Raw genomic sequence first — 22,395 nt, 5'->3', positions numbered from 1 at the left:
CCCGGGCATGCGGATCAGACGACCCATGCCTATAAGCGATCGCTCTCCCTCGTCGTGCGCCGAAAGCTCGGGATGACGTCGAAGTCTGACCAGAGGGCCTTCTCTACGACTGTGAACAGTCGCTCGCCCTGCTCCAGCCACTCGCTGCGGTGCCCGTCGGAACGCCAACCTGTCGGGAAGACGTATCCCGCCTCGAACCGTCCCTGCCAAAGCATGAGGTCTCGGACCACGTCCTCGGGGAGGCGACGAGCGATGTCTTCCACGGCGCCGCTGCTCTCCGGCCAGAGCGGGAAGATACAGCCGTAGTCGGGCTCCATTTTGACCGCCGGTACCCCGCCAGCTTCTCGGCGACGCGAGCGATCGAGAGCTTCCTCATCGGTCGCGAAGTCGGGCACGATGACTTCCAGCCACGTCTGCGGATCGACGATCGTCCTCTGCATGCCCATGGGGTGATGCTACGAGCTCACGCCCCACCCCCAGCCGGGCGCTATCCCCCAGGGCGGGCCGATCATCGTCCACGCGAACCTGCTCGGAACGCCGAAGGCCTCCGCCGGTTTCCCGGTCGGAGGCCTCCGTCTCACTGTGCGCGAGGGGGGACTTGAACCCCCACGCCCTTGCGGGCACTGGCACCTGAAGCCAGCGCGTCTACCTATTCCGCCACTCGCGCGAGAACGTGTTTCCACGAACTCAACTTCCCGAGGATATCACGCCGATGGCGGCTCCTGAGCCGCGATCCGAGCCCCAATGCATGGTCCGTTCAGCCTCGCTGACTACGATGAAGCAACCATCCGCCTGCCTGAGGAGCCCCGTGGGACTACTTGACAGCTTCGAGAAGGGTCTCGAGCGTGCCGTCAACGGCGCGTTCGCCAAGACCTTCCGCAGCGGCGTCCAGCCAGTGGAGATCGCCTCCGCCCTCCGCAGCGAACTCGACAAGAAGGCCGCCGTCGTCAGCCGCGACCGCATCCTCGTTCCGAACGCCTTCACGGTGCGCCTCTCCGACAACGACGCCGAGCGCATGAACGCGATCGGGCCCGCTCTCCTCGACGAACTCCGCGGCCTGGTCGAGAAGCACGCCAAGGCTCAGGGCTACTCGTTCTCGGGTGCCGTCTCGGTCTCCCTGCAGGACGACCCGCAGCTCTCGACCGGCACCGTCCGCGTCGACTCCAACTCCGATGCGGGTGCCCGCGTGTCGTGGCAGGCCGTGCTCGACATCGACGGCACGCGGCATCCGATCGTCGCAGCGCGCACCGTCATCGGACGCGGCAGCGACGCCGACATCACCATCCCGGATGCCGGAACCAGCCGGAAGCACGTCGAGATCCTCTGGGACGGCGAGCGCGCCATGGTGCGCGACCTCGGTTCCACCAACGGCACCCAGCTCAACGGCGCGCGGGTCAGCGAGGCCGCCCTGCCGTCGGAGGGCGTCGTGCGCATCGGTCGCACCGACATCGTCTTCCGCGTCGTCCCGCAGGCGCAGGCTCCCGCGCGGCCCCGGATGTCGGCGGCCGACGCGACCCGCATGTACGACACCCGAGGTGAAGCCCGATGAGTCCGCTCACCCTCCTGCTGCTGCAGATCGGCTTCCTGGTCCTGCTGTGGTTCTTCGTCTTCGCCGTCGTGTACTCGCTGCGCGCCGACCTGTTCGGCGTGAAGGTGCGCAAGCTCCCCGAGCCGGCGGCAGCCGGTGCTGCCCCGGCTGCGAGCCCCGCGGTCACCCGTCCGCCCACGTCGTCTCCGGATGCCGCGACCGCCGCCGTCGGCGCGGTCGGCACCCCGGCCCCGGCAGGCAAGGGCGGAAAGGCGACGACCGACGCCGTGTCGCGCATCGTCATCACGAGCGGCCCCAAGGCCGGCCTCGAGCTTCCGCTCGGCTCCGAGCCGCTGACCATCGGCCGCTCGAGCGAGTCGGGTCTCGTCATCCGCGACGACTACACGTCGAGCCACCACGCGCGTCTGGTGCTGTGGGGCAATCAGTGGATGATCCAGGATCTCGACTCGACCAACGGCACGTGGCACGACGGCGAGCGCGTCGCTTCTCCGGTTCCGATCGTCGTGGGCGCGCCGATCAAGGTCGGCGCGACGACGTTCGAACTGCGGAAGTAGCCCGCACGTATGGTCTTCCAGGGCTCCAGCGCCGCCATCTCGCATACCGGGAAGGTGCGCTCCAACAACCAGGACTCGGGCTTCTGCGGCTCGAACCTGTTCGTCGTCGCCGACGGCATGGGCGGGCATGCCGGTGGTGACGTCGCCTCGAGCCTCGCGGTTCGACGGCTCGAGAGCCTCGACCAAGCCTTCTCCACGACCACCGAGGCCGAGGCCGCCCTGCGCGAGGCGCTGGCCGACACCGCGGCAGAGCTGATCAGCACCGTCAAGGTGCGCCCCGAGCTCGCCGGCATGGGCACGACCGTCAGCGCGCTCGTCATGGTCGACGAGTACGCCGTGATCGCGCACATCGGCGACTCGCGCCTGTACCTCTTCCGCGACGGGGCACTGACCCAGATCACGACGGACCACACGTTCGTGCAGCGTCTGGTCGACTCGGGCCGCATCACCCCCGAAGAGGCTCGCTACCACCCGCGCCGTTCGGTGCTCATGCGTGTGCTCGGTGACATGGACCCCGATCCCGAGATCGACACGTTCATCATGCCCACGCAGCCCGGCGACCGGTGGCTGCTGTGCTCCGACGGACTGTCGGGCGTCGTCGACGACGCCCACACCGCGAAGGCGCTCGGGCAGGGTTGGGCTCCGGGCCGCACTGCCGACAGCCTCCTCAAGCAGGCCCTCGACGGCGGTGCGCCCGACAACGTCACGATCGTCATCGTCGACGTCGGAGGCCAGCACCCGCTGTTCAGCGGACCACCGACGGTCGTGGGGTCGGCGTCGCACCCGCTCGGTATCGAGGTGCCCGCCGCTCGCCCGCAGCGCAGCAGCTGGCTGCATCCTGCTCGCCAGGCCGCGAACGAGCCCACGCACTTCGAGCCTGCCGCGGAGTTCCTCGAGGAGCTGATCGAAGAGGACCGCCGCCGCGCACGTCGCCGCCGGATCACCTGGTTCGCCGGCTTCATCGTCATCCTGGCCGCGATCGGGGTCGTGCTCTTCGGTGCCTACAGCTGGACGCAGACGCGCTACTTCGTCGGCGTCGACGAAGACACGGTCGTGATCTACCGCGGCATCCCGCCGAGCATCGGACCGATCTCGCTCTCCTCGCCCGAGGAAGACACCGGAATCCCCCTCGCCGACCTGGCTCCCTACCAGCTCGACCTGGTGAAGCAGACCATCTCAGCCGACTCGCTCGCCGAGGCCCAAGCCATCGTCGAGAATCTGCGCGTGGACGGAGGATCATCGTGACCGGCACCGCCGTCTCGGCCGACACCTCGGTCATCAAGGCGCTGCGCAAACTGCGGATGCCGCAGACGCAGCGCAACCGCGAGCTGGGCCTGCTCCTGTTCGCGTTCGTCATCAACGCCGCGGCCCTCGCCCTCGTGCAGCTCGGAAAGAACGGGGCGATCGACTCGTCGTTCCTGATCTACTGCGCCGTGCTCGACGCGCTCGCACTGGCCATCCACGTCGTGCTGCGCCTCCGGGCGCGCGACGCCGACCCGTTCGTGGTCCCGATCGCCACGCTCCTCTCGGGCATCGGCATCGCCATGATCTATCGGATCGACCTGGAGGGCACCTCAGCCGGCTGGGACATGCTGGCCGTGCGTCAGATCGTCTGGTGCGCGATCGCCCTCGTGGCAGCCCTCATCGTCGTCATCGCCCTGCGCAACTACCGTGTGCTGTTCCGGTACACCTACGTGTTCGGGTTCGCGGGCATCGCGCTGCTTCTCCTTCCGTTCGTCCCGGGCCTCGGCGTCGAAGCCGGCGCCGACGTCTGGGTGTCGATCGGCGGCATCGTGTCGTTCCAGCCCGGCGAGCTGGCGAAGATCGCCCTCGCGATCTTCTTCGCGGGCTACCTCGTCCGCACGCGCGAATCCCTCACATCGGTCGGAACTCGATTCCTCGGGGTCACCTGGCCGCGAGCTCGCGAGCTCGGTCCGGTCCTCGTGATCTGGGCGATCTCGCTGGGCATCATCGTGCTGCAGCGCGACCTCGGCACCGGCACCCTGATCTTCGGCATGTTCATCGCGATGCTCTACGTCGCGACCGGTAAGACCAGCTGGGTCATGATCGGCCTGAGCCTGGTTCTCGCCGGCGTGATCCTCGCCTCGCAGGTGCTCCCCTACGTCAACGGCCGCTTCCAGAACTGGCTGAACCCGTTCGACCCGAACAACGTCGACGCCGCCGGCGGAAGCTTCCAGCTCATCAACGGCCTGTACGGCCTCGCCAAGGGCGGCTTCATCGGCACGGGGCTCGGCCAGGGTCGCCCCTGGATGACGCCCTTGTCGCAGAGCGACTACATCTTCCCGAGCCTCGGTGAGGAGCTCGGCCTCATCGGCGTCTTCGCCCTGCTGTGCCTCTACATGGTGTTCACGAGCCGCGGCGTGCGCATCGGCCTCGCCGGTCAGGACGACTTCGGCAAGCTCCTCGCGACGGGCCTGTCGTTCACGATCGCGCTGCAGGTGTTCATCATGGTCGGCGGTGTGACCCGCGTCATCCCGCTGACGGGGCTCACGACACCGTTCCTGGCTGCCGGCGGCTCGTCCCTCGTGGCCAACTGGATCATCGTGGCCCTCCTCCTCCGCATCTCGGATGCAGTTCGCTCTCGACCCCGGGTGGTGATCGGATGACCAAGGAACTGCGACGACTCAGCTTCGTGATGCTGGCGATGTTCCTCGCCCTGTTCGTCTCGACCAGCTGGATCCAGGTGATCCAGGCCCAGGCGCTCAACGAGAACCCGGGCAACCGGCGGACGCTGTACGACTCGTTCGAGGTGCAGCGCGGTTCGATCATCGCGGGCGGTTCGGTCGTGGCGGCATCCGTGCCGAGCGGCGACATCTACTCCTGGCAGCGCCAGTACACGGATGCCGCGATGTGGGCGCCCCTCACCGGCTGGATCAACCCGGTGCTCGGGTCGTCGTCGGGGATCGAGCAGATCATGAACCAGTCGCTCTCCGGCACCGACGACACCCAGTTCCTCGCTCGTCTCGAGCAGATCATCTCGGGCGCACCGGCGCGCGGATCGAACGTCCTGCTCACGGTGGACCCGAGAATCCAGCAGGCGGCCTTCGACGCACTCCAGGGCTACGAGGGCGCCGTCGTCGCGAGCGACCCCTCGACCGGACGCATCCTCGCCATGGTCACGAGCCCGAGCTTCGACACCAACCTGCTCGCGTCGCACGACTCCGCCGGCGTCAACGCCGCGTACGACGAACTCGCGGCCGACCCGCTCAAGCCGCTTTTCAACCGGGCGATCGACGGCGATCTCAACCCGCCGGGATCGACGTTCAAGCTCGTCGTGGCCTCCGCCGCGCTGTCGTCGGGCAACTACACGCCCGAGTCGACGTTCCCGAACCCGGCGACGTGGACGATCCCCGGCACGAGCAACACGCTTCACAACTTCGACCTCGGCACCTGTGGCCCCGGCGACACGGTCACTCTCGCGACCGCGCTGCGGCTCAGCTGCAATATCCCGATGGCCGAACTGGCTGTCGAGCTCGGCGACGACGCCATCCGCGAAGAGGCCGAGAAGTTCGGCTTCAACAGCGAGATGGAGATCCCGCTCGCGACCGCCGCGTCGCAGTACCCCCGCGGGCTGAACGACGCCCGCACGGCGCTCTCGGGGTTCGGCCAGGGGGACGTGACCGCGACGCCGTTGCAGATCAACCAGGTCTCGGCCGGCATCGCGAACGGCGGCATGGTGATGAAGCCGCAGCTTCTCGACTCCGTCGTCGCACCCGATCTGACCGTGCAGGAGAAGTTCGAGCCGAGCGAGTTCGGCCGTGCTCTCAGCAAGGATGTCGCCGAGCAGATGCGGACGCTCATGGTCGCCAATGTCCGTGACGGAGCGGCGAGCGGTGCAAGAATAGACGGCGTCGATGTCGCCGGAAAAACGGGCACTGCGGAGCACGGTCCAGGCGATCCGTACACGTTGTGGTTCACCGGCTTCGCGCCGGCGGACAACCCCCAGGTGGCCGTCACTGTGATGGTCGAGAACGGGGGCGGCCAGGGGCAGGCCGGGACGAGCAGCGGGATCGCAGCCCCCATTGCGAAGAAGGTTATCGAGGCGGTGCTGAACAGATGAGACCCATGCAAGGCGTGAGCTTCGGCGGGCGTTACGAACTGGATTCGCGGATCGCGATCGGCGGTATGGGCGAGGTGTGGGAAGCCACTGACCACGTCATCGGCCGCACTGTCGCGATCAAGATCCTCAAAGACGAGTACATGGGCGACCCCGGGTTCCTCGAGCGCTTCCGCGCCGAGGCCCGTCACGCGGCGCTCGTGAACCACGAGGGCATCGCGAGCGTCTTCGACTACGGCGAGGAGAACGGCAGCGCCTTTCTGGTGATGGAGCTGGTGCCCGGCGAGGCGCTGTCGACGATCCTCGAGCGCGAGGGCTCGCTGTCGTCCGACAAGACGCTCGACATCGTCGCCCAGACCGCCTCGGCGCTGCAGGCTGCGCACGCCGCGGGCCTCGTGCACCGCGACATCAAGCCCGGCAACCTGCTCATCACGCCCGACGGCCGTGTGAAGATCACCGACTTCGGTATCGCGCGTATCGCCGACCAGGTTCCGCTCACCGCGACCGGTCAGGTCATGGGCACCGTCCAGTACCTCTCCCCCGAGCAGGCCTCGGGGCACCCGGCCTCGCCGGCCACGGACATCTACTCGCTCGGCATCGTCGCGTACGAGTCCGTGGCGGGCAAGCGTCCGTTCACGGGTGAGTCGCAGGTCGCGATCGCCATGGCGCAGATCAACGAGCAGCCGCCGCCGCTGCCCGCCACGGTCTCCGACCCGGTGCAGAAGCTCATCCTCGCGATGATCGCGAAGAAGCCCGACGACCGTCCGGCATCCGCCTCGGCCGTCGCGCGCGCGGCATCCGCTCTTCGCCGTGGCGATCTCGCCGCGGCGCATGCCGCGGTGCCGGCGATCGCGGCCGGTGCGGGCACGAGCGACGTCACGCAGCTGATGCCCTCCGCAGGCGGAGACACGGCGACGTTGCTGCTCCCGGCCGGAGCCGCCGCTGCCGGGGCCGGCCTCGCGGCCGCGGGTGCGGCGGGCGCTGCGTCCGAACTCGCTGCTGCGGACGACAACCTCGCCGAGACGCCGAAGCGCAAGCGCAGCCGGTGGACCTGGCCGCTCGTCGCGCTCATCGCCCTGCTCGTCATCGTGCTCGGCGGCACGCTGTTCGCCCTGCTCTCCGGCGGCGGAGACCCCGAGCCTGCGCCCTCGAGTCCGACGAACTCGGCACCGGCGACCCCCGCGGACACTCCCTCGGCGCCTCCGAGCCCGAGTGGCCCCTCGACGATCAATGTCGACGGTCTCGGACTCACCGGCCGCTCGTGCGAGGACGCCCTCGCCGTCGCGGCACAGGCGGGCCTCGAGAACGTGACCTGCGCGCCGGGCAACCCGGCCCCGAGCGAGGACCAGATCGGCCAGGTCTACGAGGTCGTTCCGCTCGGCAACGTCAAGCCGACCGACTCCGTGACTCTGACCTCGTACGCCGAGCAGAGCCCCCTCGAGCGACCGGCCAAGCCGACGATCCAGTCGAACGGCCAGCCTGCTTCCAGCGTGACTGCCGGTTCCACCGTGCAGGTCATGTGGTCGGAGTACTCGTGCCCCGCCGGGCTGACCCCTTCGCAGTACAGTTTCACGGTCTCCGGCGGAAAGTTCGCCAACGGCCAGGAGACATCGAGCTTCAGTCTGAACCAGCGCCCCGCGCCTGTCACCGTTGATGGTGAGTCCACCGCCCTCTCGGTGAAGTACAGCGTGACGTGCGCCGGCGAGAGCGGTGACCGCACATCGGGCGCCTCTGACGAGGCGGCGGCGACCATCATTCAGCCATCCAACACGCCGCAGCCCAGTCAGCCGGGTAACGGCGGCGGAAGCGGCAACGGCGGCGGGAACGGCAGCGGAAGCGACGACTGATTCCGGTTCGACCATGAGTCCCACATCCGAGTACGAGTCGAACGCAGGGAGTGACGTGTCGGCAGAGCAACGTGTGCTGTCAGGGCGCTACCGCATCGACGAGCCCATCGGGCGCGGTGGAATGGCGAGCGTGTACCGGGGGTACGACGTCACCCTCGGGCGTGACGTGGCGATCAAAGTGCTCAAGCGCGAGCTGGCCGACGACCCCGGCTTCCGCATGCGGTTCCGCCTCGAGGCGCAGGCCGCGTCGCGGATGGCCCACCCGTCGATCGTCCGTGTGTTCGACGCCGGTGAGGACACCGAGACCGACCCCGACGGCAGTGACCACTCCGTGCCGTACATCGTCATGGAGCTCGTGACGGGTCGACTGCTGAAGGACATGGTCGAAGCCGGCCCCATCAGCGAGTCGGATGCGGTGCGCTACGTCGACGGCATCCTCGAAGCCCTCGAGTACTCGCACCGCGCCGGGGTCGTGCACCGCGACATCAAGCCGGGCAACGTCATGATCACCGACGCCGGCACCGTGAAGGTCATGGACTTCGGCATCGCCCGGGCCGTTTCGGACTCGTCGTCGACGGTCGCGGAGACCACAGCGATCATCGGCACGGCGGCCTATTTCTCCCCCGAGCAGGCCAAGGGCGAGCCGGTGGACGCGCGCGCCGACCTCTACTCGACCGGTGTCGTGCTCTACGAACTGCTCACCGGGCGGGCGCCGTTCCGCGGTGAGACGCCGGTTGCCGTCGCCTACCAGCACGTGAGCGAAGCTCCCCTACCGCCGTCGGAGATCGTCGAGAACGTGCCGCGCGCGCTCGATGCCGTCGTGCTGCGCGCTCTCGCGAAGAGCCCGTTCCAGCGATTCCAGGACGCGACGGAGTTCCGGGCCGCGCTCGACCAGGCGGTCGGCGGCAAGCAGCCGACCAAGCGCCAGATGGGGGCCCTCGCGAGCGAGCTGTACGGGCCGGATCCGCGGCACGCGGCCGAGACGGCACGATCCCTGCGTCAGCTCAGCACCGACAACACGATGCGCCGCACGCAGTCCGGCCCGCCCGTCAGCTGGATCTGGGCCGGAGTGGCGGTGCTCGCCGCCCTGCTGATCGCGGTGCTCATCTGGGTCCTGGCATTCCGTGACACGACCACGACCGTGCCTAGTACGTCGCGGGTCGTGCCGGAGGTCGCCGGCAAGTCGTGGGACCTGGCGGAGAATCTCATCGAAGAAGCCGAGCTGGATCCGGTCCGTTCCGACCGCAGCGACGACGCGGTGCCGCCGGGCGACGTCATCAGCACCGAGCCCGCAGCAGGCATCACCCTCTCGCCGGGCCAGCGCGTGACCGTCTACGTCTCGACGGGCCAAGAGATGGCTACCGTCCCGACCCTCCAGAACCTCTCACGCACCGAGGCGACCGAAGCGCTGCAACGTGCCGGGCTGCAGCTGGGCACCGTTCGATCGCGCAACGATCCGACCCTGCCTGCCGGCACGGTCATCGAGGCGTCGGCGCCCGAGGGCTCGGCTCTCGCCATGGGATCGTCGGTCAATCTCGTCGTCGCCAGCGGCACCGTGACCCTCGTCGACCTGACCGGGTACACCGTCGAAGCCGCCGAGCGCGAGCTGCAGCAGGAATCGCGTCAGCTGATCCCCGAGGTCGTCGAAGACCCGGGCTGCGCGGCAGCAGCGGGCGGTCGCACCGTCTCGTCGCAGTCGCTGGCACCGGGCGAGGTCCCGATCGGATCGACCGTCACGCTCCGGGTCTGCACCGGCAGCTGAGACCCGCGCCTCACCGGCTCCGGCGCACCGGTTCAGGTGACGGTTGCATCCCGTCGATGCGGGTGCAACCGCGCTCCGCGCTCCTGCGCGCCGTTCAGTCCGACCGACGCCAACCAGTTCCCCAGCATCCGGTAGCCGCCATCGGTCAGCACGGATTCGGGATGGAACTGCACGCCGACGACGGGTGCGTCACGGTGGGCGATCGCCATGACCGTGCCGCCCGGCGCGCGTGCGGTGACCCGCAGCTCGGCGGGCACCGTCGCGGCGTCGACGGCGAGAGAGTGGTACCTGCCCGCCGTAAATGTCGTCGGCACGCCCTCGAACAGGAAAGACCCGTCGTGTCGCACGTCCGACGTCATCCCGTGCATGAGTTCCGGCGCCTCCCCCACCGTCGCGCCGAACGCGACCGCGACGGCCTGATGCCCGAGACACACCCCGAGCAGCGGAACCGCGGATGCCGCGGCTGCGCGCACGACGTCGATCGAGGCGCCCGCATCCTCCGGAGTGCCCGGTCCCGGCGACACGAGGACGCCGTCGAAGCCCGCCATCACGTGTGAGGGGTCGCTCACAGCATCCGACTCCACCATCTCGGTCTCAGCGCCGAGCTCATGGAGATAGCCGACCAGAGTGTGGATGAAGCTGTCGTGATTGTCGATCACGAGGATCGCGGTCACCCGACCGTCGACTCCTCGCCCGGCGCGAAGAACGGCGCGATGGCAGGGAACACCCAGAAGAACAGCGCATAGACGACCGCAGCCGCGAGGATGAGCAGGAAGAACAGCCGGAGCCACCAGGGTCCGGGGAGAACTCGCCACAGTGCTCCGTACATCAGGCGGAGACTCCCTCTGTCAGCGACGCCGGCGGACCCGCCGAGGTCGGGGTGAACTCTTCGAAGACCGCGTACGAGATGATGCGCTCGAGCATGTTGAGTTTCGGGGCGCAGCTCGTGAGGGTGAGGTACTTGCCGTTAGCGCTGAGGTCGACCTGCTGGGGAACCGGGTTGAGTACCTCGATCGCCGTGTCCTGCACGTACTCGACGTTGCGGAATCGGTAGGTGTACCAGCCGTCCTGGGTCTGGATGACAATGGCGTCGCCGACCACGAGCCGGTCGACCGGGTCGAAGGGCGCACCCGAGGTCCACCGGTGCGCGGCGACAGCCATGTTGCCGTCGGCGCCCGGCATCGCGGAACCCTCGTAGTGACCGATGTGGCCCTTGTCGAGGATCGCCTTCTTCGCCGTGCCGTTCGCGATGGTGAATTGCCAGTCGGGACCGAAACGCGGGATGTACATGATGCCGAACTCCGCGCCCGGCTCGGGCTCGGCCAGCACGGGAATCGCGGCGGGGTCCGCCGGCTCGGGCTCACCGGTAGGCGTCTCGGCCGGCGTCGGAGCCTCTTCGGCCTGGGTCTGCCATTGCTGCGCGAGCGCCGCGGCCTCCGCCTGCTTCTGCGATCCGATGATCATGTCGCCGAACCACATCTGCCAGCTCACGAAGAGCAGCATCACCACACCGGCGGTCAGAAGGAGCTCGCCGAAGACGCTGATCACACTCACGCGTCGCCGCGGGCGCGACGGCGAGCGACGTGAGCGTCGGGACGACGTGCGAGTGCTCTCCACAGTCGCAGAGTTTAGCCCGCAGCCCTGGAAGAACTCACTGTGGCGACGAGACGGCGCACCGCGCTGGATGTCGGCAGATCGACCCAGAGGCGGATGCTGCCGGTCCTGACGCCTGCGCCGTTGACAACCGCGGCACCGCCGAGGTCGTCGAGCAGCGGATGCATCTCGGCCGCGACCGACTCCGGGAGATATCCCACACCGCGACCGTTCGAGAAGGCTGCGATGTTGCCGCGGCCCCGAGACGCGTCCACTTCGGTACGCAGGACATAGGCACGAGGATGACGGCTCTGTCGCTCACGGTCGTTCACGAGATAGTGAGTGCGTTCGAGTCTGACCGCGCGAGACGGGAGCTCCCGCAGATCCGGCAGGTCGTCGTGCCGGCTGACGCGGCCGGTCACTGCGTGGACGATCTGTTCCCACCATGCGGGCATCTCGGCCCCTCTCGATTCGGCATGCCATCACCGAGGCGGAGCACTCCCCTACTGTCTCACGGCCGGCCTGTGGGAGTCCTGACGGGTGAGCCCGGGCGACTCGAGGTCCGACGGCTAGGATTCTCCCATGGCATCTTCCAGCGACCACGACGACCCGACCGTGGAGCGACGCCCCGCAGATGACGCACCTAACCCGGTCTGGTTCAAGCCGATCATGCTGGGGCTGATGCTCATCGGACTCGTGTGGGTGCTCGTCTTCTATCTCAGCAACTCCACGCTTCCCGTGCCCGGCATCGGCGGTTGGAACCTGGTGATCGGTTTCGGCATCGCTTTCGTGGGCTTCCTCATGACCACGCGGTGGCGCTGACCGGTTGTCCACATGGGGTGAATCACACCGGTGTGATTCCATCCCCACCTGGGGATAGACCTGTGGATAACTTTCGTCAGTAGAGGGCGAGCGGCACCGCAAGCAGAGCGATCAGCCCCGCGGCGGTGGCGCCGAGCAGCCAGACCTGCAGGCGCTGACGGCGGATCGTTCGCGTGCGCGCGAAGATGAAGCCGACGAGCGCGCCCACCGCCAAGCCGCCGACGTGCGCCTGCCACGAGATCTGCGTGCCTGCGCTTCCGCCGAGCCCGCTCAGGAGCAGCGGCAGGAACGTGATGACGAGGTTGATCCCCAGAACCACGGCGATTCCCGTGATGTTCGCGCCGATATGACGACCGATCACGAGCAGGGCGCCGAAAAGGCCGAAGATCGCGCCCGACGCACCGACGACAGCCGATGAGAACCCGAACAGCACGACCGCGACCGATCCCCCGAGGCCGCTGAGCAGATAGAGCGCGAGGAAGCGGCCGCGACCGAGCATCGGCTCGAGGCTGCGCCCCAGCATCCAGAGCGCGAGCATGTTGAGCCCGACGTGCCAGAAGCCGCTGTGGACGAGCAGCACCGTGAACAGCCGCCACGGCTCGAAGGTCCCGCTGAACTCCGGGTAGAGCAGCGGGGGGTACATCGCCAGAGTCGACGTGACCACGGACCCGAGGCCCGGGATGAGTCCGACGATGAACACGAAGAACGTCACGCCGATGATCCCGTAGGTGACCAGCGGCCGTGAATCGTCGGAGCGCACCGCACGCAGGACGCGCGGCGCGCGGCGGGGACGCGGCGCGTCCGAGCTCTTCTGCTGATCACGCAGACATTCGGGGCAGATCACTCCGACGGGCATCTGCGTCTGGCACTCCGCGCAGATCGTGCGCAGGCACCGCTGGCAGAGCACGAAGCTCTGCCGATCGGGATGCCGGTAACAGAAGTTGTCGGGGTTGCTCCGCAGCTCGGACGCGCTCACGTACCGCTCAGACCGTGACGACGTCGATCGACGAGATGACCACCGGGTCGACGGGACGGTCCTGTGCGCCGGTCTTCACCGAGGCGATCGTGTCGACGACCTGGCGCGACGCGTCATCCGCGACCTCGCCGAAGATGGTGTGCTTGCCCTGCAGCCAGGGGGTCGGGTCGGTGGTGATGAAGAACTGCGAGCCGTTCGTGCCCTCGGCCTTGCCCGTGATCGCGTTGCGGCGCAGGCCCGCGTTCGCCATCGCGAGGATGTACGGCTTCTGGAAGTCCAGCTCGGGGCTGATCTCGTCGTCGAAGTTGTAGCCGGGGCCGCCGATGCCCTGACCGAGCGGGTCGCCGCCCTGGATCATGAAGTTCGGGATGATGCGGTGGAAGATGACGTCGGTGTAGAGGGGGCCCTCGCCGGGCTTGCCCGTGGCGGGGTTGGTCCACTCCTGCGAACCGTCGGCGAGACCGATGAAGTTCTTCACCGTGCGGGGGGCCTGGTCGCCGAAAAGGTTGACGACGATGTCGCCGTGGTTGGTGTGGATCGTCGCTACTGCAGTGTGCTGAGGCATGTGTGCCATTCTCGCACCTGTCAATGCCCTGCTGGCTGGAGCGCTCTCTGGCAAGATGAGGGAAAACGTCCCACGATGCAGGGAGGGCCCACGTGAGCCTCAGCCGCAAGCGCAAGAAGCAACTCCGCAAGCTCCAGAAGCAGGCGAACACCCTGTGGGAGTCGCAGCAGGTCCTGATGGGAGAGGCCGCCAAAGTCGCACGCGACGCCGGCCACCAGCTGGGCAACTACAACCGCGAGCACGTCAAGCCCGCCGTTCAGAACACCTATGAGCAGTACGCCGCGCCGTACGTCGACAAGAGCGTCCGCGCGACCCGCAAGGTCTACAACGGCGCTCTCATCCCCGCCGCCGGAGCCGTCGTGGGCGGCGCACTCTCCGTGTGGGATGCGGCGAACGACACCCGTGGACGCCTCGCCCACGGACGTGGTGTCGACCTCGACCTCTCCTCGGTGAAGAAGAACGCCGCCAAGTACGGCAAGAAGGCGACGAAGAAGTTCCAGTCGCGTGCCGCTCTGCCCGAGCCGAAGAAGAAGCGCGGCGCCGGTGGCGTCATCGCTCTGATCCTCGGCGTCACCGCCGCAGCCGGCGTGCTCTACGCCGCCTGGCAGACGCTTCGCGCGGATGACGAGCTGTGGGTTGCCGACGACCCGCTGCGCGCTCCCGACGCCTGAATCGGATGACAGAAGATCTCGAGCCCACGTCTCGGGTCCGCCTCGCGGCGGCCGAGCGTGGGCTCGATGTCGTCGTTCGGCCGCGTCCGGATGCTGCGAGCCTCGATGAGGCCGCCGCGCTCCTCGGTCTCGAACCCGACGACATCGTCAAGACGCTCGTGGTCAAGCGGAGCGACGACACGTATCTGTTCGCGCTCGTCCCGGGCGACCGGGTCATCTCGTGGCCGAAGCTCCGCGCCCTCGTGGGGGTCAACAAGCTGCGCCTGCCCGAGCCCGAGCTCGCCCTCGCGGCGACCGGGTACGAACGCGGCACGATCGTGCCGATCGGCAGCACCCATGACTGGCCGGTCTTCGCCGATTCGTCCATAGCGGGCCGACGCATCGCGATGGGCGCCGGCGCGCACGGCTACAGCCTGTTCGTCGACGCCGACGCTCTCATCGCCGCCTACGGCGCAACCGTCGCCGATATCACGGAGCAGCGTTCGCGCTGACGGGTCGCTCCCGATCGTCGCGCGGGGTCACCGCGTGAGAGAACGTCTGGCACCTAAGCGCAGGACGACGTGGACGCGCAACTCGTCGACGTCGTACTGCAACACGACGACGTCGAGCACGAGCAGGTCGAGGTGGTGCTGCACGCGCTGCTCGTCGTGCTCGTCGAAGCCGCCGAGAGATCGTCGGTCATGGCGAGGTCGAGTACCTCGAATGTCTCGACCTCCAGCGCCGCCACTTCGGCCCTCAGCATCGTCATGGTGCCATCCTTTCGTCGTCGCGATCTAAGAGAACGTCATTCCGAATACAGTCGACGAGGCGATCAGACACAGCACGGCGATGATCGCGAAGACCGCCTTCTGACCGCTCGACCTGCTCGTGACCGCGGCGACACCCGCCGCAAATGCGCCGATCATCCCGACGAAGGCGAGCGTGCGGGCCGCTCCGACGTCGGCGAAGCCGAAGTGCAGCACAGACGCGGCGACGGCGCTCGCAACTCCGATCACAGCGCCGACGGCCGCGAATCGCTGGAGACCGCGCGGGTGGATAGATTCTTCAGTCGTCATTTCGGCTTTCTCCCTGTCATCGGATGTCACGCGCACGGAACACCACCGCCGCCACGCCCGCGCTGAGGATGCACCATGCGACGAGCACGAGGATCGCGATCCCCAGGGGTGCGTCGGGGACGCCGCCCGGCATGGTGGCGATACCGGCGGCGTCTGCGAGGACCGCGGACGCCCCGCTGATGAGCCCGACGCGCACGGGCGCCAACACGGTGGCCACCGCCGCAAGCCCGTGAACCATCTGCTCGACGACAAGCGCCCACAGCACGCCGATCGCGATGCTGGCCGCGAGCGAACGGGTAACGATACCCAGCATGAAGCCGAACATCGCCCAGGCCACGGCAATCAGCCAGGAAGCCGCGGTGTCGGCGACGATCGCGACAGCGTTCCATCGCATCGACGCTCCGTCGATGGCCGAGAAGACGACGGCGCACACGGCGGCCGTGACCATCGACAGCACGATGACGACGGAGACCAGCAGGAGGAGCGCCGTGAGCTTACCCACCAGCACGGTAGCGCGCTCGGGCACGCGGCTCAGAGTGAGACGGAGGATTCCCGATCTCTCGTCTCCGGCTGCCATGAGCGCGCCGAGGATGATCAGCACCGGGGCTCCGTACATCGGAAGCGACCCGAGGACGGCCGCAGACACTGCGTCCGTGCCCAGGCTCGCTTTCATCGCGGCGCGTTGCTCCTCGGTGAGTCCGTCGACGGTCATCGCGACGATGAAGTTCGCGAGATAGGCGAACAGCACGATCTGGAGAAGCCAGACGATGGGCAGGACGGTGAAAGCCCTACGGTGCCGCATCCCGTACAGCTCTGCATCCACCGTGGACATCATGAGCTCCTCCGTTCGTCGGCCGCGGTCATCTGCAGGAAGACATCTTCCAGGGAGCGGTGGTCCCGCCGGACACCCGTCACATCCACTCCGGCCGAAACCAGGGCCACCGTGACCGACGCCGAGATGTCCTTCGCCGCGACGACCTCGACGCCCTCGCCGGTAGGCCGGACCTCGTCGACCTCCGCGTGCGAGCGCAGTACGTCGAGCGCAGCCTCGACGTCGGTGGTCGTCACGATGATTTTCGGCGCCTCCCCGTGCGCAGCTTCGATCTCGGCAGGGGTGCCGATCGCGATGATCCGCCCGTGGTGGAGCACCGCCACGCGATCGCACACGTGGGCGACCTCGCCGAGCAGATGGCTGGACAGCAGCACCGAGCGGCCCCGCTGCGACTGCGCGCGGATCAGATCGCGCATCGCCGAAATACCGGCGGGATCGAGCCCGTTGGTCGGCTCGTCGAGAATCAGCAGCTCTGGTTCTCCGAGCAGCGCGGCGGCGAGTCCGAGGCGCTGCTTCATCCCGAGCGAATACGTCCTGAAAACGTCATCCCCGCGATCACCCAGCTCGACCGCCTCCAGCGCGGTGTCGACGGCTGTCCGGGCGAGGCCGGCGTACTTGGCGATGAGCACGAGGTTCTGGCGCCCCGTCATACCGGGGTAGAAGGTCGGGCCCTCGATCATCGTGCCCACTCTCCGCAGCACGTCGTTGCTCAGCGTCGCACTCCCGAGTACCGAGAACGAACCGCTGCTCGGTCGCGCGAGACCGACGAGCATCCGCATGAACGTCGTCTTCCCGGCGCCGTTGAGACCGACGAACCCATAGACCTCGCCCCGTCTCACCTGCAGGCTGACGGCGTCAACCGCGGTCCCGCGGCGGAAGGTCTTCGTCAACGCGGTCGTGCTGATCGCGTTGTCCGTGTCGCTGATCGTCATGTCTGACCCCATCTCTTCGATATCGGTGTCCTGGTGCCCGTCTGCGCCCTGCGCTTGGCCCGCGTCCGCCGCGTCGCCAGCACCCCGATGGCGAAGGTTGCCAGCACCCCGCTGCACACCACGACTACCGCGGGCCACGGACCGAGCAGCGGTTGGAGGGCCAGATATCCCGCGACCGCGAATCCGAACACCATCGCGCTCATGAACAGGAGCGAGAAGAGGCCGTACACCAGCGACGCGGTTCGGTGGCCGGATTCCCGACTGCCCGCTTCGCGGCTGCGACGTGCGAGGCCGACCAGCGCCGCTCGTGAGGAAGCCTCGAGATCGAAGGCGCCGAGAGCGTGCATGAGCGCGTAGTAGCCGTCCATGTGAAAGAGCGGGACGAGATTGATCAGGCCGGTGAGCAGACCGAACGTCATCATCGCCGCACAGACGGTGGCGAGCGTCCCGTCGGCGACGAGCGACAGCGGCCAGAACGGTAGACACACCGCGACGGATACCGTCACGCCCGCGAGAGCCACCCTCACCCTGCGGGAGCGATCGTGGAAGAGCATCGTGTCGTCGACCTTGCAATAGGGCGAGATGAACGGAAATCGCCACATGACGCCGATCTCGATGTCACGCGCCCCGTAGGCCCACGCCGTCGCGCCGTGAGCAAGCTCGTGAAGAACGAGGGAGGCCCACATGACGACGATGAAGACGGCGATCGCCACCGGATCCGTCCAGAGCGACCGGGCGGCGGGCCAGAGCACATCCCAGTTGGAGCTGACATGAACAACCAGCGCCGCCGCGGCCACCCAGACCAGCAGCCAGACGGCGAGATGATCGAGCACCCGCACCGCGACGGCCATGCGGCGAAGGATCCGATCCGCCTTCACGATCGGCATCCGGGCGTGCAGCCACGTGCGAGCCTCTCCGCGTTCTCGCTCTCGGGCGTCTCGCAGGCTCTGCAGCTGGACCGGCGTAGCCGACCCCACCAGGAGGCCTCGCTGAGCGAGCAGTCCGAGCAGGGAATTCCACAGCGGCTCGGTGAGTCGCCGTTCGTAATGCTCGATGAACTCGTCTTCCAGCTGGTCGACGGTGCGCACGCCGTCCATACGTGAAACAAGGAATTGCTCGTGCTCGCCGATGCGGAAATACCATCCCGTCCGCGCATCGTGCATCACGAAGCGTGTCGACGGAACATCCCAGAGGCCGGGACCGATGCGCACATCATCGACCAGCTGCGGGCGCGCATCGCGCAGCAGGTCGAGAGTGTCGCCGCCATTCATCGGTCGGCCCCTGTCCCCCCGAACATGAACTGCAGGTCGGTGCTGGCGGAATCGGCTCCACCCTGAGTGAGGGCATGCTCGATGAGGTAGGCGATGTAACACTCGTCGATGATGCTCACCCCCAGACGGTTGTTCGTCATGTGCAGATACCCACTGAGGAGAGCCTGTGCCCCCGTCGTGATGTCGACGGGGATCGTGCCGCCGTCCGGGCCGAGCGGGAACGTGAGCTCTCCCCTGTCGGCGACAGCAGAAAGCGTGTCGTGAAGGTCGATGCAGTGCTCGGCCCATTCCTTCAAGAAGCCGTTCAGTTCATCGGTATCCCTGCGAGCGGCAGCCTCGTACACCGTGCCGAGGTGTTCGCGCAGACCGCCCTGCATGGTGTCGAACGCTCGAGCGTATGCATCGTGGCGCGGCGCCGCCTCGCCCGAGCCCGATCGCTCCCAGTACGTGCGGTATGCCGACAGGAAGAGCGCCGATCGGTCGATGTCGTCCTGGAACACGCCCAGCATCACCGTCATCAGCTGCGCGGAAAGCCCGAACAGCACCGATCGCACGTGCACATTCGTCGTCTCCACGAGCGTGCGCACCAGGTCGCTGGATGCCTCGAAGTGCTTCTCCGCCACGCTGATCGCCTCGGTACCCCCATATCGTCCGACTTCGGGCTCGTAGCGCATGACGACGTAGCTGTTGTTCGGGCGCATAGGCATGGAGCCGGTCTCTCCGTACAGCTCATTCCACTGCTGCTCGTCGTATTCGCCGAGGAACATCTCCTTGAACAGGCCGGACGTCTCACGCTCGTCCATCTCGTAGAGAGCAGGACGGTCGTCGAGGAACGCGTCGAGAGCCGAGAACAGCCGGTCGACGACCATCTGCTGATCGCCCATACGTCTCGGCTTGAGTCGCACGCGCAGATGCGGCCCTTCCATCCAGTACCTGATGAAGAACCACGATTCCAGCAGCCCGTCTCGGCGAAGCCCGTCGATGACAGGTCCAACGGCGTCGACGAGCAACGGGTGGTTGTTGCTCGAATAGTAGACGTGCACGGCAATCCATTCGCCGGCGGCATCCGGATCCACCACGGGGGGCAATTCGGCCTCGACGGCGACGGGCGATATCGGACGAACCGCGGTCATCGTGTCACCGCCGGAGCGTTGAACTCGAAGGTGATCTCCGAGACGAAGCGTTCCCCAGCCGCATTCCGCGCGGGCAGGCTCTCCGGTACCGGCAGCATCTCGGTGAAGACCAGGCGCCGATTCGCGCGCTGGGCCAACTGGTCGAGGATGTCGAGACAGAAATGGTCCTCGAAGTCGACGAACTGCGGCTTACCGAAACGCACGGCGGAGTCATCACCCTCGCCCTCGTCCCCACCGGCGGCATCGGGCGTGACGAAGACGTAACGCGGTAGACCGTGCCTGCGCGTCCACCGTCTCCAGCCGAGCATCCGTTCCGCGCCATCCGCGCCTAACAGACCCTCGGGGAGCGAAGCCGGGTCCGTCTTCCACACTCGTCGGACGAGCACCAGGTCGCCTAGCCGCACCCGCGGATGGCCGCCTATCTCGCCCCCGCCCAGAGGTTCGTCGGTCCCCGTCCAGAGGTCGAGGCTCGCGATCCGACTCTGCGAGAACGCCAGGAGCAGCCGCTGCATCTCCGGCAGTGCCATGGGCATGAGGAAACCCAGATAGACCGGGATCACCTCGACGTCCAGTCGCCGTGAGCGGAGGAGAAGCCGGCCGCACGAGGGGTCACGGACGATCGAGAGATCCTCCACAGGCAACTGCTCGTCCGTGTCGCGGAACGAGACCTCACCGGGACAGACGATCTCGTACGGCGTGACGACGGAATGCAGGTTCAGGTTCGACGTGTCGTATCCCCCGGTGATCTCTGCGAAGACGGCGCCGGGCGGAGTGATGCTGCGCAGGTGCTCTCGCAACGCGTCGACGAGAGAGGTGTCGCCGGACTCCGCGAAGCAGTGGTGGAAACGCGAGAACAGCAGTGACAAGCCCGTATAGGTGCGATTCAGGACGCACCGATCGCGGCCGTCTATCTCGCCGATCTGGCCGAAGTAGGCGCGCGGGTCCAGCCGGTCGCCCAGATCGGGTAGCGCGGCCGCCACCTCCTCGACGAAGGCATCGTCGAGAACGAGGTCACCGGCACCATCGTGCGCGGCATACCGCGAGCGCATCGCACGAACCAGGGTGCGCCGTGCCTCATCGAGAGCGCGGACCTCGTCCATCTTGAACCAGTTCTCCTGGTCCTGATATTCGTTGTCGACGAAAGGCCGTCTGTTGGCCGAGTAGCGGAGGTACTGGTCGTAGACGTCGAGGTGGAAGTCGTGGGTGAACTTCACGATGTCGTCGCATGTTCCGCGTGCCCCGTAGCGGGCGTCGAAGAACCCGCGCACCATCAACCGGTGCGGGGTGAGGGAGTCGAAGACGGGCAAGATGCGAGCAAGCGAGGCGAAGTCGCCGGACAGCCCGCTTTCCCAGGCATCGAGCGACGCACGGACGCTGCCGCGCGGCAGCGCAGAGTCCTCGTAGACCACCGTGCGCAGCCGCTCCGGTTGCTGCACACCTATCCCGCGCATCATCGCGTCGTAGTGAGAGTGCAGATCGCGGATGATGAGCCGTCTCTCGTCAACGCTGGCCTGCGCGTAGGTCCCTACGAGGTCGGTCATCCGACGGATGTCGCTCGAAAGCGTGGAAGCCCATGGCGCCTCCAGTCCTGCGATCCTGTCCGCGAAGTGAACAGCGGGATCCGCCGCATGGATGTCCATCGTCAGCACAGGCGCGGTCAGCAGATTCAACCTCAGGAGATGCCGCAGGTAGTGCCACACATCGTCGAGGGGACGGTCGTGCGGAAGCTGGGAGTGGAGCGCGATCTGCAGGCGGCCCATGGTCATCATGCGGTCTCCGAGCACACGGAAGAGATCGTCGACGATGTCGCTGTGCGCAAGGAAGAACACGTTCTCGTCGAAGGTGTCGAGGGTCATCGCCGCATCGGCGTCACCGACCTTGCGCTGCCTTCGCATGTACCTGACGCGCCGACGATCGCTCGTCCATCCACGCGAGACCATCACGGGGAGGTCGACGAGATGCTCGTCGGACGCCAGGATGGCCTCGCTCACCCGTGCCAGCATGGCCATGTTCAACCGGGGATTGCTCCGGGCTGCTTGCGAGTCCAGAACCTCGGGATCGACCTCGAGCACACCGCCAGCATCGCCCGAGAAGTCGCCCAGCGCGACGTCGGTGAGTGTGCTGAAGGGACTCGTCTTGCAGACGGTCCGATAGACATAATCGCTCGCCGACCGCTCGATGCGCCGGGCGCGCTTCGACAGGCTGGCGGGATCGGCGGCCAGGTAACGCGGGATGGCCTCGTCGAGAGATGGAGACGCCAGAAGAATCCCGGAGCGCAGTACTGGTGTCGCGATAAGCCGTTGCAGGGCCGCTCTCCGCAGCGGGAGCTCGGCGCGGAACACGTCGGCGCCGCTTCGGCGCACGTCACGCGTCTGCTGCGCGAGATCGATCCACTCGAGGATGTCACCCGCCAGGCCATCGGGGAGAATCGCGAGCGCTGCGCGGGTCGCCTCGATGTCGCGCGGCACACGGGCGTTGAAGATGTCACGGCGGAGATTGATCAGTGCGTGACGGACCCCGTCATCTTCTTGGCCGCCGATGAACTCCTGCACGCGGTCCGGAAGGGTTCGGGCAGCATCGTCGAGTCGCGCCTCGGCGTCCAGCACGACGTCGGCCCATGCGACGGTCCGAGAGAATGCCAGTCCCTGCAGCCGTTCCCAGGGCAGCGGCGCGACTCGGAACATGAAGTGGGGGGGCGTCGACTTCGCGACGGAAGAGATCCGTGGGCGAGCGAGGGCTGAGAGGTTGGTCATGA

General features: G+C 67.4%; 23 protein-coding genes and 1 tRNA gene. 11 read left to right on the top strand and 13 right to left on the bottom strand.

Annotated elements, in window-relative coordinates; all coding sequences use genetic code 11:
- Window positions 1-29: 29 nt before the first annotated feature.
- The gene (locus tag VC184_RS00200) at window positions 30-440 is read right to left on the bottom strand and encodes a hypothetical protein (protein ID WP_323986942.1); all 411 of its coding nucleotides are present in this window, start codon (window positions 438-440) and stop codon (window positions 30-32) included.
- Between the two features lie 143 nt (window positions 441-583).
- Window positions 584-667, bottom strand: a tRNA-Leu gene (locus VC184_RS00195).
- Window positions 668-808: 141 nt separating this feature from the next.
- Between VC184_RS00195 and VC184_RS00190 the strand changes: the two genes are divergently transcribed.
- Genes VC184_RS00190 through pknB form a run of 7 tightly spaced genes read left to right on the top strand, consistent with a single transcriptional unit; the run spans window position 809 to window position 9,790 of the window.
- Window positions 809-1,549: an FhaA domain-containing protein gene (locus tag VC184_RS00190; protein ID WP_112615553.1), complete on the top strand. Its 741-nt coding sequence runs from the start codon at window positions 809-811 to the stop codon at window positions 1,547-1,549.
- Window positions 1,546-2,103, top strand: coding sequence for an FHA domain-containing protein FhaB/FipA (locus VC184_RS00185; protein WP_269268443.1), 558 nt, complete (start codon window positions 1,546-1,548; stop codon window positions 2,101-2,103). The genes VC184_RS00190 and VC184_RS00185 overlap by 4 nt, the downstream gene beginning before the upstream one ends.
- A 9-nt stretch (window positions 2,104-2,112) precedes the next feature.
- Window positions 2,113-3,348 carry a PP2C family protein-serine/threonine phosphatase gene (locus VC184_RS00180; protein WP_112615549.1) on the top strand — a complete coding sequence of 412 codons (1,236 nt, stop codon included), beginning with the start codon at window positions 2,113-2,115 and terminating at the stop codon, window positions 3,346-3,348.
- 56 nt (window positions 3,349-3,404) lie between these two features.
- Complete coding sequence (locus VC184_RS00175; protein ID WP_112616917.1) at window positions 3,405-4,730, top strand: FtsW/RodA/SpoVE family cell cycle protein; 1,326 nt, start codon at window positions 3,405-3,407, stop codon at window positions 4,728-4,730.
- Window positions 4,727-6,184 carry a peptidoglycan D,D-transpeptidase FtsI family protein gene (locus VC184_RS00170; RefSeq protein ID WP_323986941.1) on the top strand — a complete coding sequence of 486 codons (1,458 nt, stop codon included), beginning with the start codon at window positions 4,727-4,729 and terminating at the stop codon, window positions 6,182-6,184. The genes VC184_RS00175 and VC184_RS00170 overlap by 4 nt, the downstream gene beginning before the upstream one ends.
- Window positions 6,181-8,028 (top strand): serine/threonine-protein kinase, encoded by a 1,848-nt coding sequence (locus VC184_RS00165; protein WP_323986940.1) that lies wholly within the window; start codon window positions 6,181-6,183, stop codon window positions 8,026-8,028. Before VC184_RS00170 ends, VC184_RS00165 begins: the two co-directional genes overlap by 4 nt.
- 13 nt (window positions 8,029-8,041) lie before the next feature.
- Window positions 8,042-9,790, top strand: a complete 1,749-nt coding sequence (gene pknB, locus VC184_RS00160; RefSeq protein WP_269268440.1) for a Stk1 family PASTA domain-containing Ser/Thr kinase — start codon at window positions 8,042-8,044, stop codon at window positions 9,788-9,790.
- Between the two features lie 32 nt (window positions 9,791-9,822).
- On the opposite strand, the gene VC184_RS00155 is transcribed toward pknB, so the two are convergent.
- From VC184_RS00155 to VC184_RS00140, 4 genes are all read right to left on the bottom strand, one after another.
- Entirely contained in the window at window positions 9,823-10,464 is a 642-nt protein-coding gene (locus VC184_RS00155; protein WP_323986939.1) for an anthranilate synthase component II, read from the bottom strand.
- Window positions 10,461-10,619, bottom strand: a complete 159-nt coding sequence (locus VC184_RS00150; protein ID WP_181574158.1) for a hypothetical protein — start codon at window positions 10,617-10,619, stop codon at window positions 10,461-10,463. The genes VC184_RS00155 and VC184_RS00150 overlap by 4 nt, the downstream gene beginning before the upstream one ends.
- On the bottom strand, window positions 10,619-11,344 hold the full coding sequence (locus VC184_RS00145) for a class E sortase (protein WP_258524581.1): 726 nt from the start codon (window positions 11,342-11,344) through the stop codon (window positions 10,619-10,621). The genes VC184_RS00150 and VC184_RS00145 overlap by 1 nt, the downstream gene beginning before the upstream one ends.
- A gap of 74 nt (window positions 11,345-11,418) precedes the next feature.
- Window positions 11,419-11,838 carry a hypothetical protein gene (locus tag VC184_RS00140; protein ID WP_282501753.1) on the bottom strand — a complete coding sequence of 140 codons (420 nt, stop codon included), beginning with the start codon at window positions 11,836-11,838 and terminating at the stop codon, window positions 11,419-11,421.
- A 127-nt stretch (window positions 11,839-11,965) separates the two neighbouring features.
- Here VC184_RS00140 and VC184_RS00135 point away from each other — a divergent pair, with 127 nt between their 5' ends.
- The gene (locus VC184_RS00135; protein WP_023953414.1) at window positions 11,966-12,205 is read left to right on the top strand and encodes a cell division protein CrgA; all 240 of its coding nucleotides are present in this window, start codon (window positions 11,966-11,968) and stop codon (window positions 12,203-12,205) included.
- Window positions 12,206-12,281: 76 nt separating this feature from the next.
- Here VC184_RS00135 and VC184_RS00130 read toward each other — a convergent pair whose 3' ends face one another.
- Window positions 12,282-13,181 (bottom strand): rhomboid family intramembrane serine protease, encoded by a 900-nt coding sequence (locus VC184_RS00130; RefSeq protein ID WP_274179108.1) that lies wholly within the window; start codon window positions 13,179-13,181, stop codon window positions 12,282-12,284.
- A 7-nt stretch (window positions 13,182-13,188) separates the two neighbouring features.
- Window positions 13,189-13,746 carry a peptidylprolyl isomerase gene (locus tag VC184_RS00125; protein ID WP_181574157.1) on the bottom strand — a complete coding sequence of 186 codons (558 nt, stop codon included), beginning with the start codon at window positions 13,744-13,746 and terminating at the stop codon, window positions 13,189-13,191.
- A gap of 92 nt (window positions 13,747-13,838) precedes the next feature.
- On the opposite strand from VC184_RS00125, the gene VC184_RS00120 reads away from it, so the two are divergent.
- The 3 genes from VC184_RS00120 (at window position 13,839) to VC184_RS00110 (ending at window position 15,538) form a co-directional block, all read left to right on the top strand.
- A complete protein-coding gene (locus tag VC184_RS00120) occupies window positions 13,839-14,417 on the top strand; it encodes a DNA helicase (protein ID WP_112615535.1) in 579 nt (192 codons plus the stop codon).
- A 5-nt stretch (window positions 14,418-14,422) separates the two neighbouring features.
- A complete protein-coding gene (locus VC184_RS00115) occupies window positions 14,423-14,908 on the top strand; it encodes an aminoacyl-tRNA deacylase (protein ID WP_274179110.1) in 486 nt (161 codons plus the stop codon).
- 69 nt (window positions 14,909-14,977) lie between these two features.
- Entirely contained in the window at window positions 14,978-15,538 is a 561-nt protein-coding gene (locus tag VC184_RS00110; protein WP_274179111.1) for a hypothetical protein, read from the top strand.
- Here the strand turns inward: VC184_RS00110 and VC184_RS00105 are convergent.
- Genes VC184_RS00105 through VC184_RS00085 form a run of 5 tightly spaced genes read right to left on the bottom strand, consistent with a single transcriptional unit; the run spans window position 15,489 to window position 22,393 of the window.
- Entirely contained in the window at window positions 15,489-16,304 is an 816-nt protein-coding gene (locus tag VC184_RS00105; protein ID WP_274179112.1) for an ABC transporter permease subunit, read from the bottom strand. The genes VC184_RS00110 and VC184_RS00105 overlap by 50 nt on opposite strands.
- Window positions 16,304-17,236 (bottom strand): ABC transporter ATP-binding protein, encoded by a 933-nt coding sequence (locus VC184_RS00100; RefSeq protein WP_274179113.1) that lies wholly within the window; start codon window positions 17,234-17,236, stop codon window positions 16,304-16,306. Before VC184_RS00100 ends, VC184_RS00105 begins: the two co-directional genes overlap by 1 nt.
- A complete protein-coding gene (locus VC184_RS00095; protein WP_274179114.1) occupies window positions 17,233-18,507 on the bottom strand; it encodes a metalloprotease in 1,275 nt (424 codons plus the stop codon). Before VC184_RS00095 ends, VC184_RS00100 begins: the two co-directional genes overlap by 4 nt.
- Window positions 18,504-19,640: a lantibiotic dehydratase C-terminal domain-containing protein gene (locus VC184_RS00090; RefSeq protein WP_274179115.1), complete on the bottom strand. Its 1,137-nt coding sequence runs from the start codon at window positions 19,638-19,640 to the stop codon at window positions 18,504-18,506. Before VC184_RS00090 ends, VC184_RS00095 begins: the two co-directional genes overlap by 4 nt.
- On the bottom strand, window positions 19,637-22,393 hold the full coding sequence (locus VC184_RS00085) for a lantibiotic dehydratase (protein ID WP_282501752.1): 2,757 nt from the start codon (window positions 22,391-22,393) through the stop codon (window positions 19,637-19,639). The genes VC184_RS00090 and VC184_RS00085 overlap by 4 nt, the downstream gene beginning before the upstream one ends.
- Window positions 22,394-22,395 lie beyond the last annotated feature (2 nt).

It is taken from the genome of Microbacterium plantarum, from assembly GCF_035231185.1.
GTDB classification, from domain to species: domain Bacteria; phylum Actinomycetota; class Actinomycetes; order Actinomycetales; family Microbacteriaceae; genus Microbacterium; species Microbacterium plantarum.
This window is presented reverse-complemented; position numbering and strand designations above follow the sequence as displayed.

Coding starts and splice junctions, on each gene's coding strand:
- VC184_RS00165 (WP_323986940.1), top strand. CDS start 6,181: ATGAGACCCATGCAAGGCGTGAGCTTCGGCGGGCGTTACGAACTGGAT.
- VC184_RS00140 (WP_282501753.1), bottom strand. CDS start 11,838: ATGCCCGCATGGTGGGAACAGATCGTCCACGCAGTGACCGGCCGCGTC.
- VC184_RS00095 (WP_274179114.1), bottom strand. CDS start 18,507: ATGAATGGCGGCGACACTCTCGACCTGCTGCGCGATGCGCGCCCGCAG.
- VC184_RS00085 (WP_282501752.1), bottom strand. CDS start 22,393: ATGACCAACCTCTCAGCCCTCGCTCGCCCACGGATCTCTTCCGTCGCG.
- VC184_RS00185 (WP_269268443.1), top strand. CDS start 1,546: ATGAGTCCGCTCACCCTCCTGCTGCTGCAGATCGGCTTCCTGGTCCTG.
- VC184_RS00175 (WP_112616917.1), top strand. CDS start 3,405: ATGCCGCAGACGCAGCGCAACCGCGAGCTGGGCCTGCTCCTGTTCGCG.
- VC184_RS00135 (WP_023953414.1), top strand. CDS start 11,966: ATGGCATCTTCCAGCGACCACGACGACCCGACCGTGGAGCGACGCCCC.
- VC184_RS00200 (WP_323986942.1), bottom strand. CDS start 440: ATGCAGAGGACGATCGTCGATCCGCAGACGTGGCTGGAAGTCATCGTG.
- VC184_RS00125 (WP_181574157.1), bottom strand. CDS start 13,746: ATGCCTCAGCACACTGCAGTAGCGACGATCCACACCAACCACGGCGAC.
- VC184_RS00180 (WP_112615549.1), top strand. CDS start 2,113: ATGGTCTTCCAGGGCTCCAGCGCCGCCATCTCGCATACCGGGAAGGTG.
- pknB (WP_269268440.1), top strand. CDS start 8,042: ATGAGTCCCACATCCGAGTACGAGTCGAACGCAGGGAGTGACGTGTCG.
- VC184_RS00115 (WP_274179110.1), top strand. CDS start 14,423: ATGACAGAAGATCTCGAGCCCACGTCTCGGGTCCGCCTCGCGGCGGCC.
- VC184_RS00150 (WP_181574158.1), bottom strand. CDS start 10,619: ATGTACGGAGCACTGTGGCGAGTTCTCCCCGGACCCTGGTGGCTCCGG.
- VC184_RS00170 (WP_323986941.1), top strand. CDS start 4,727: ATGACCAAGGAACTGCGACGACTCAGCTTCGTGATGCTGGCGATGTTC.
- VC184_RS00090 (WP_274179115.1), bottom strand. CDS start 19,640: ATGACCGCGGTTCGTCCGATATCGCCCGTCGCCGTCGAGGCCGAATTG.
- VC184_RS00105 (WP_274179112.1), bottom strand. CDS start 16,304: ATGTCCACGGTGGATGCAGAGCTGTACGGGATGCGGCACCGTAGGGCT.
- VC184_RS00100 (WP_274179113.1), bottom strand. CDS start 17,236: ATGACGATCAGCGACACGGACAACGCGATCAGCACGACCGCGTTGACG.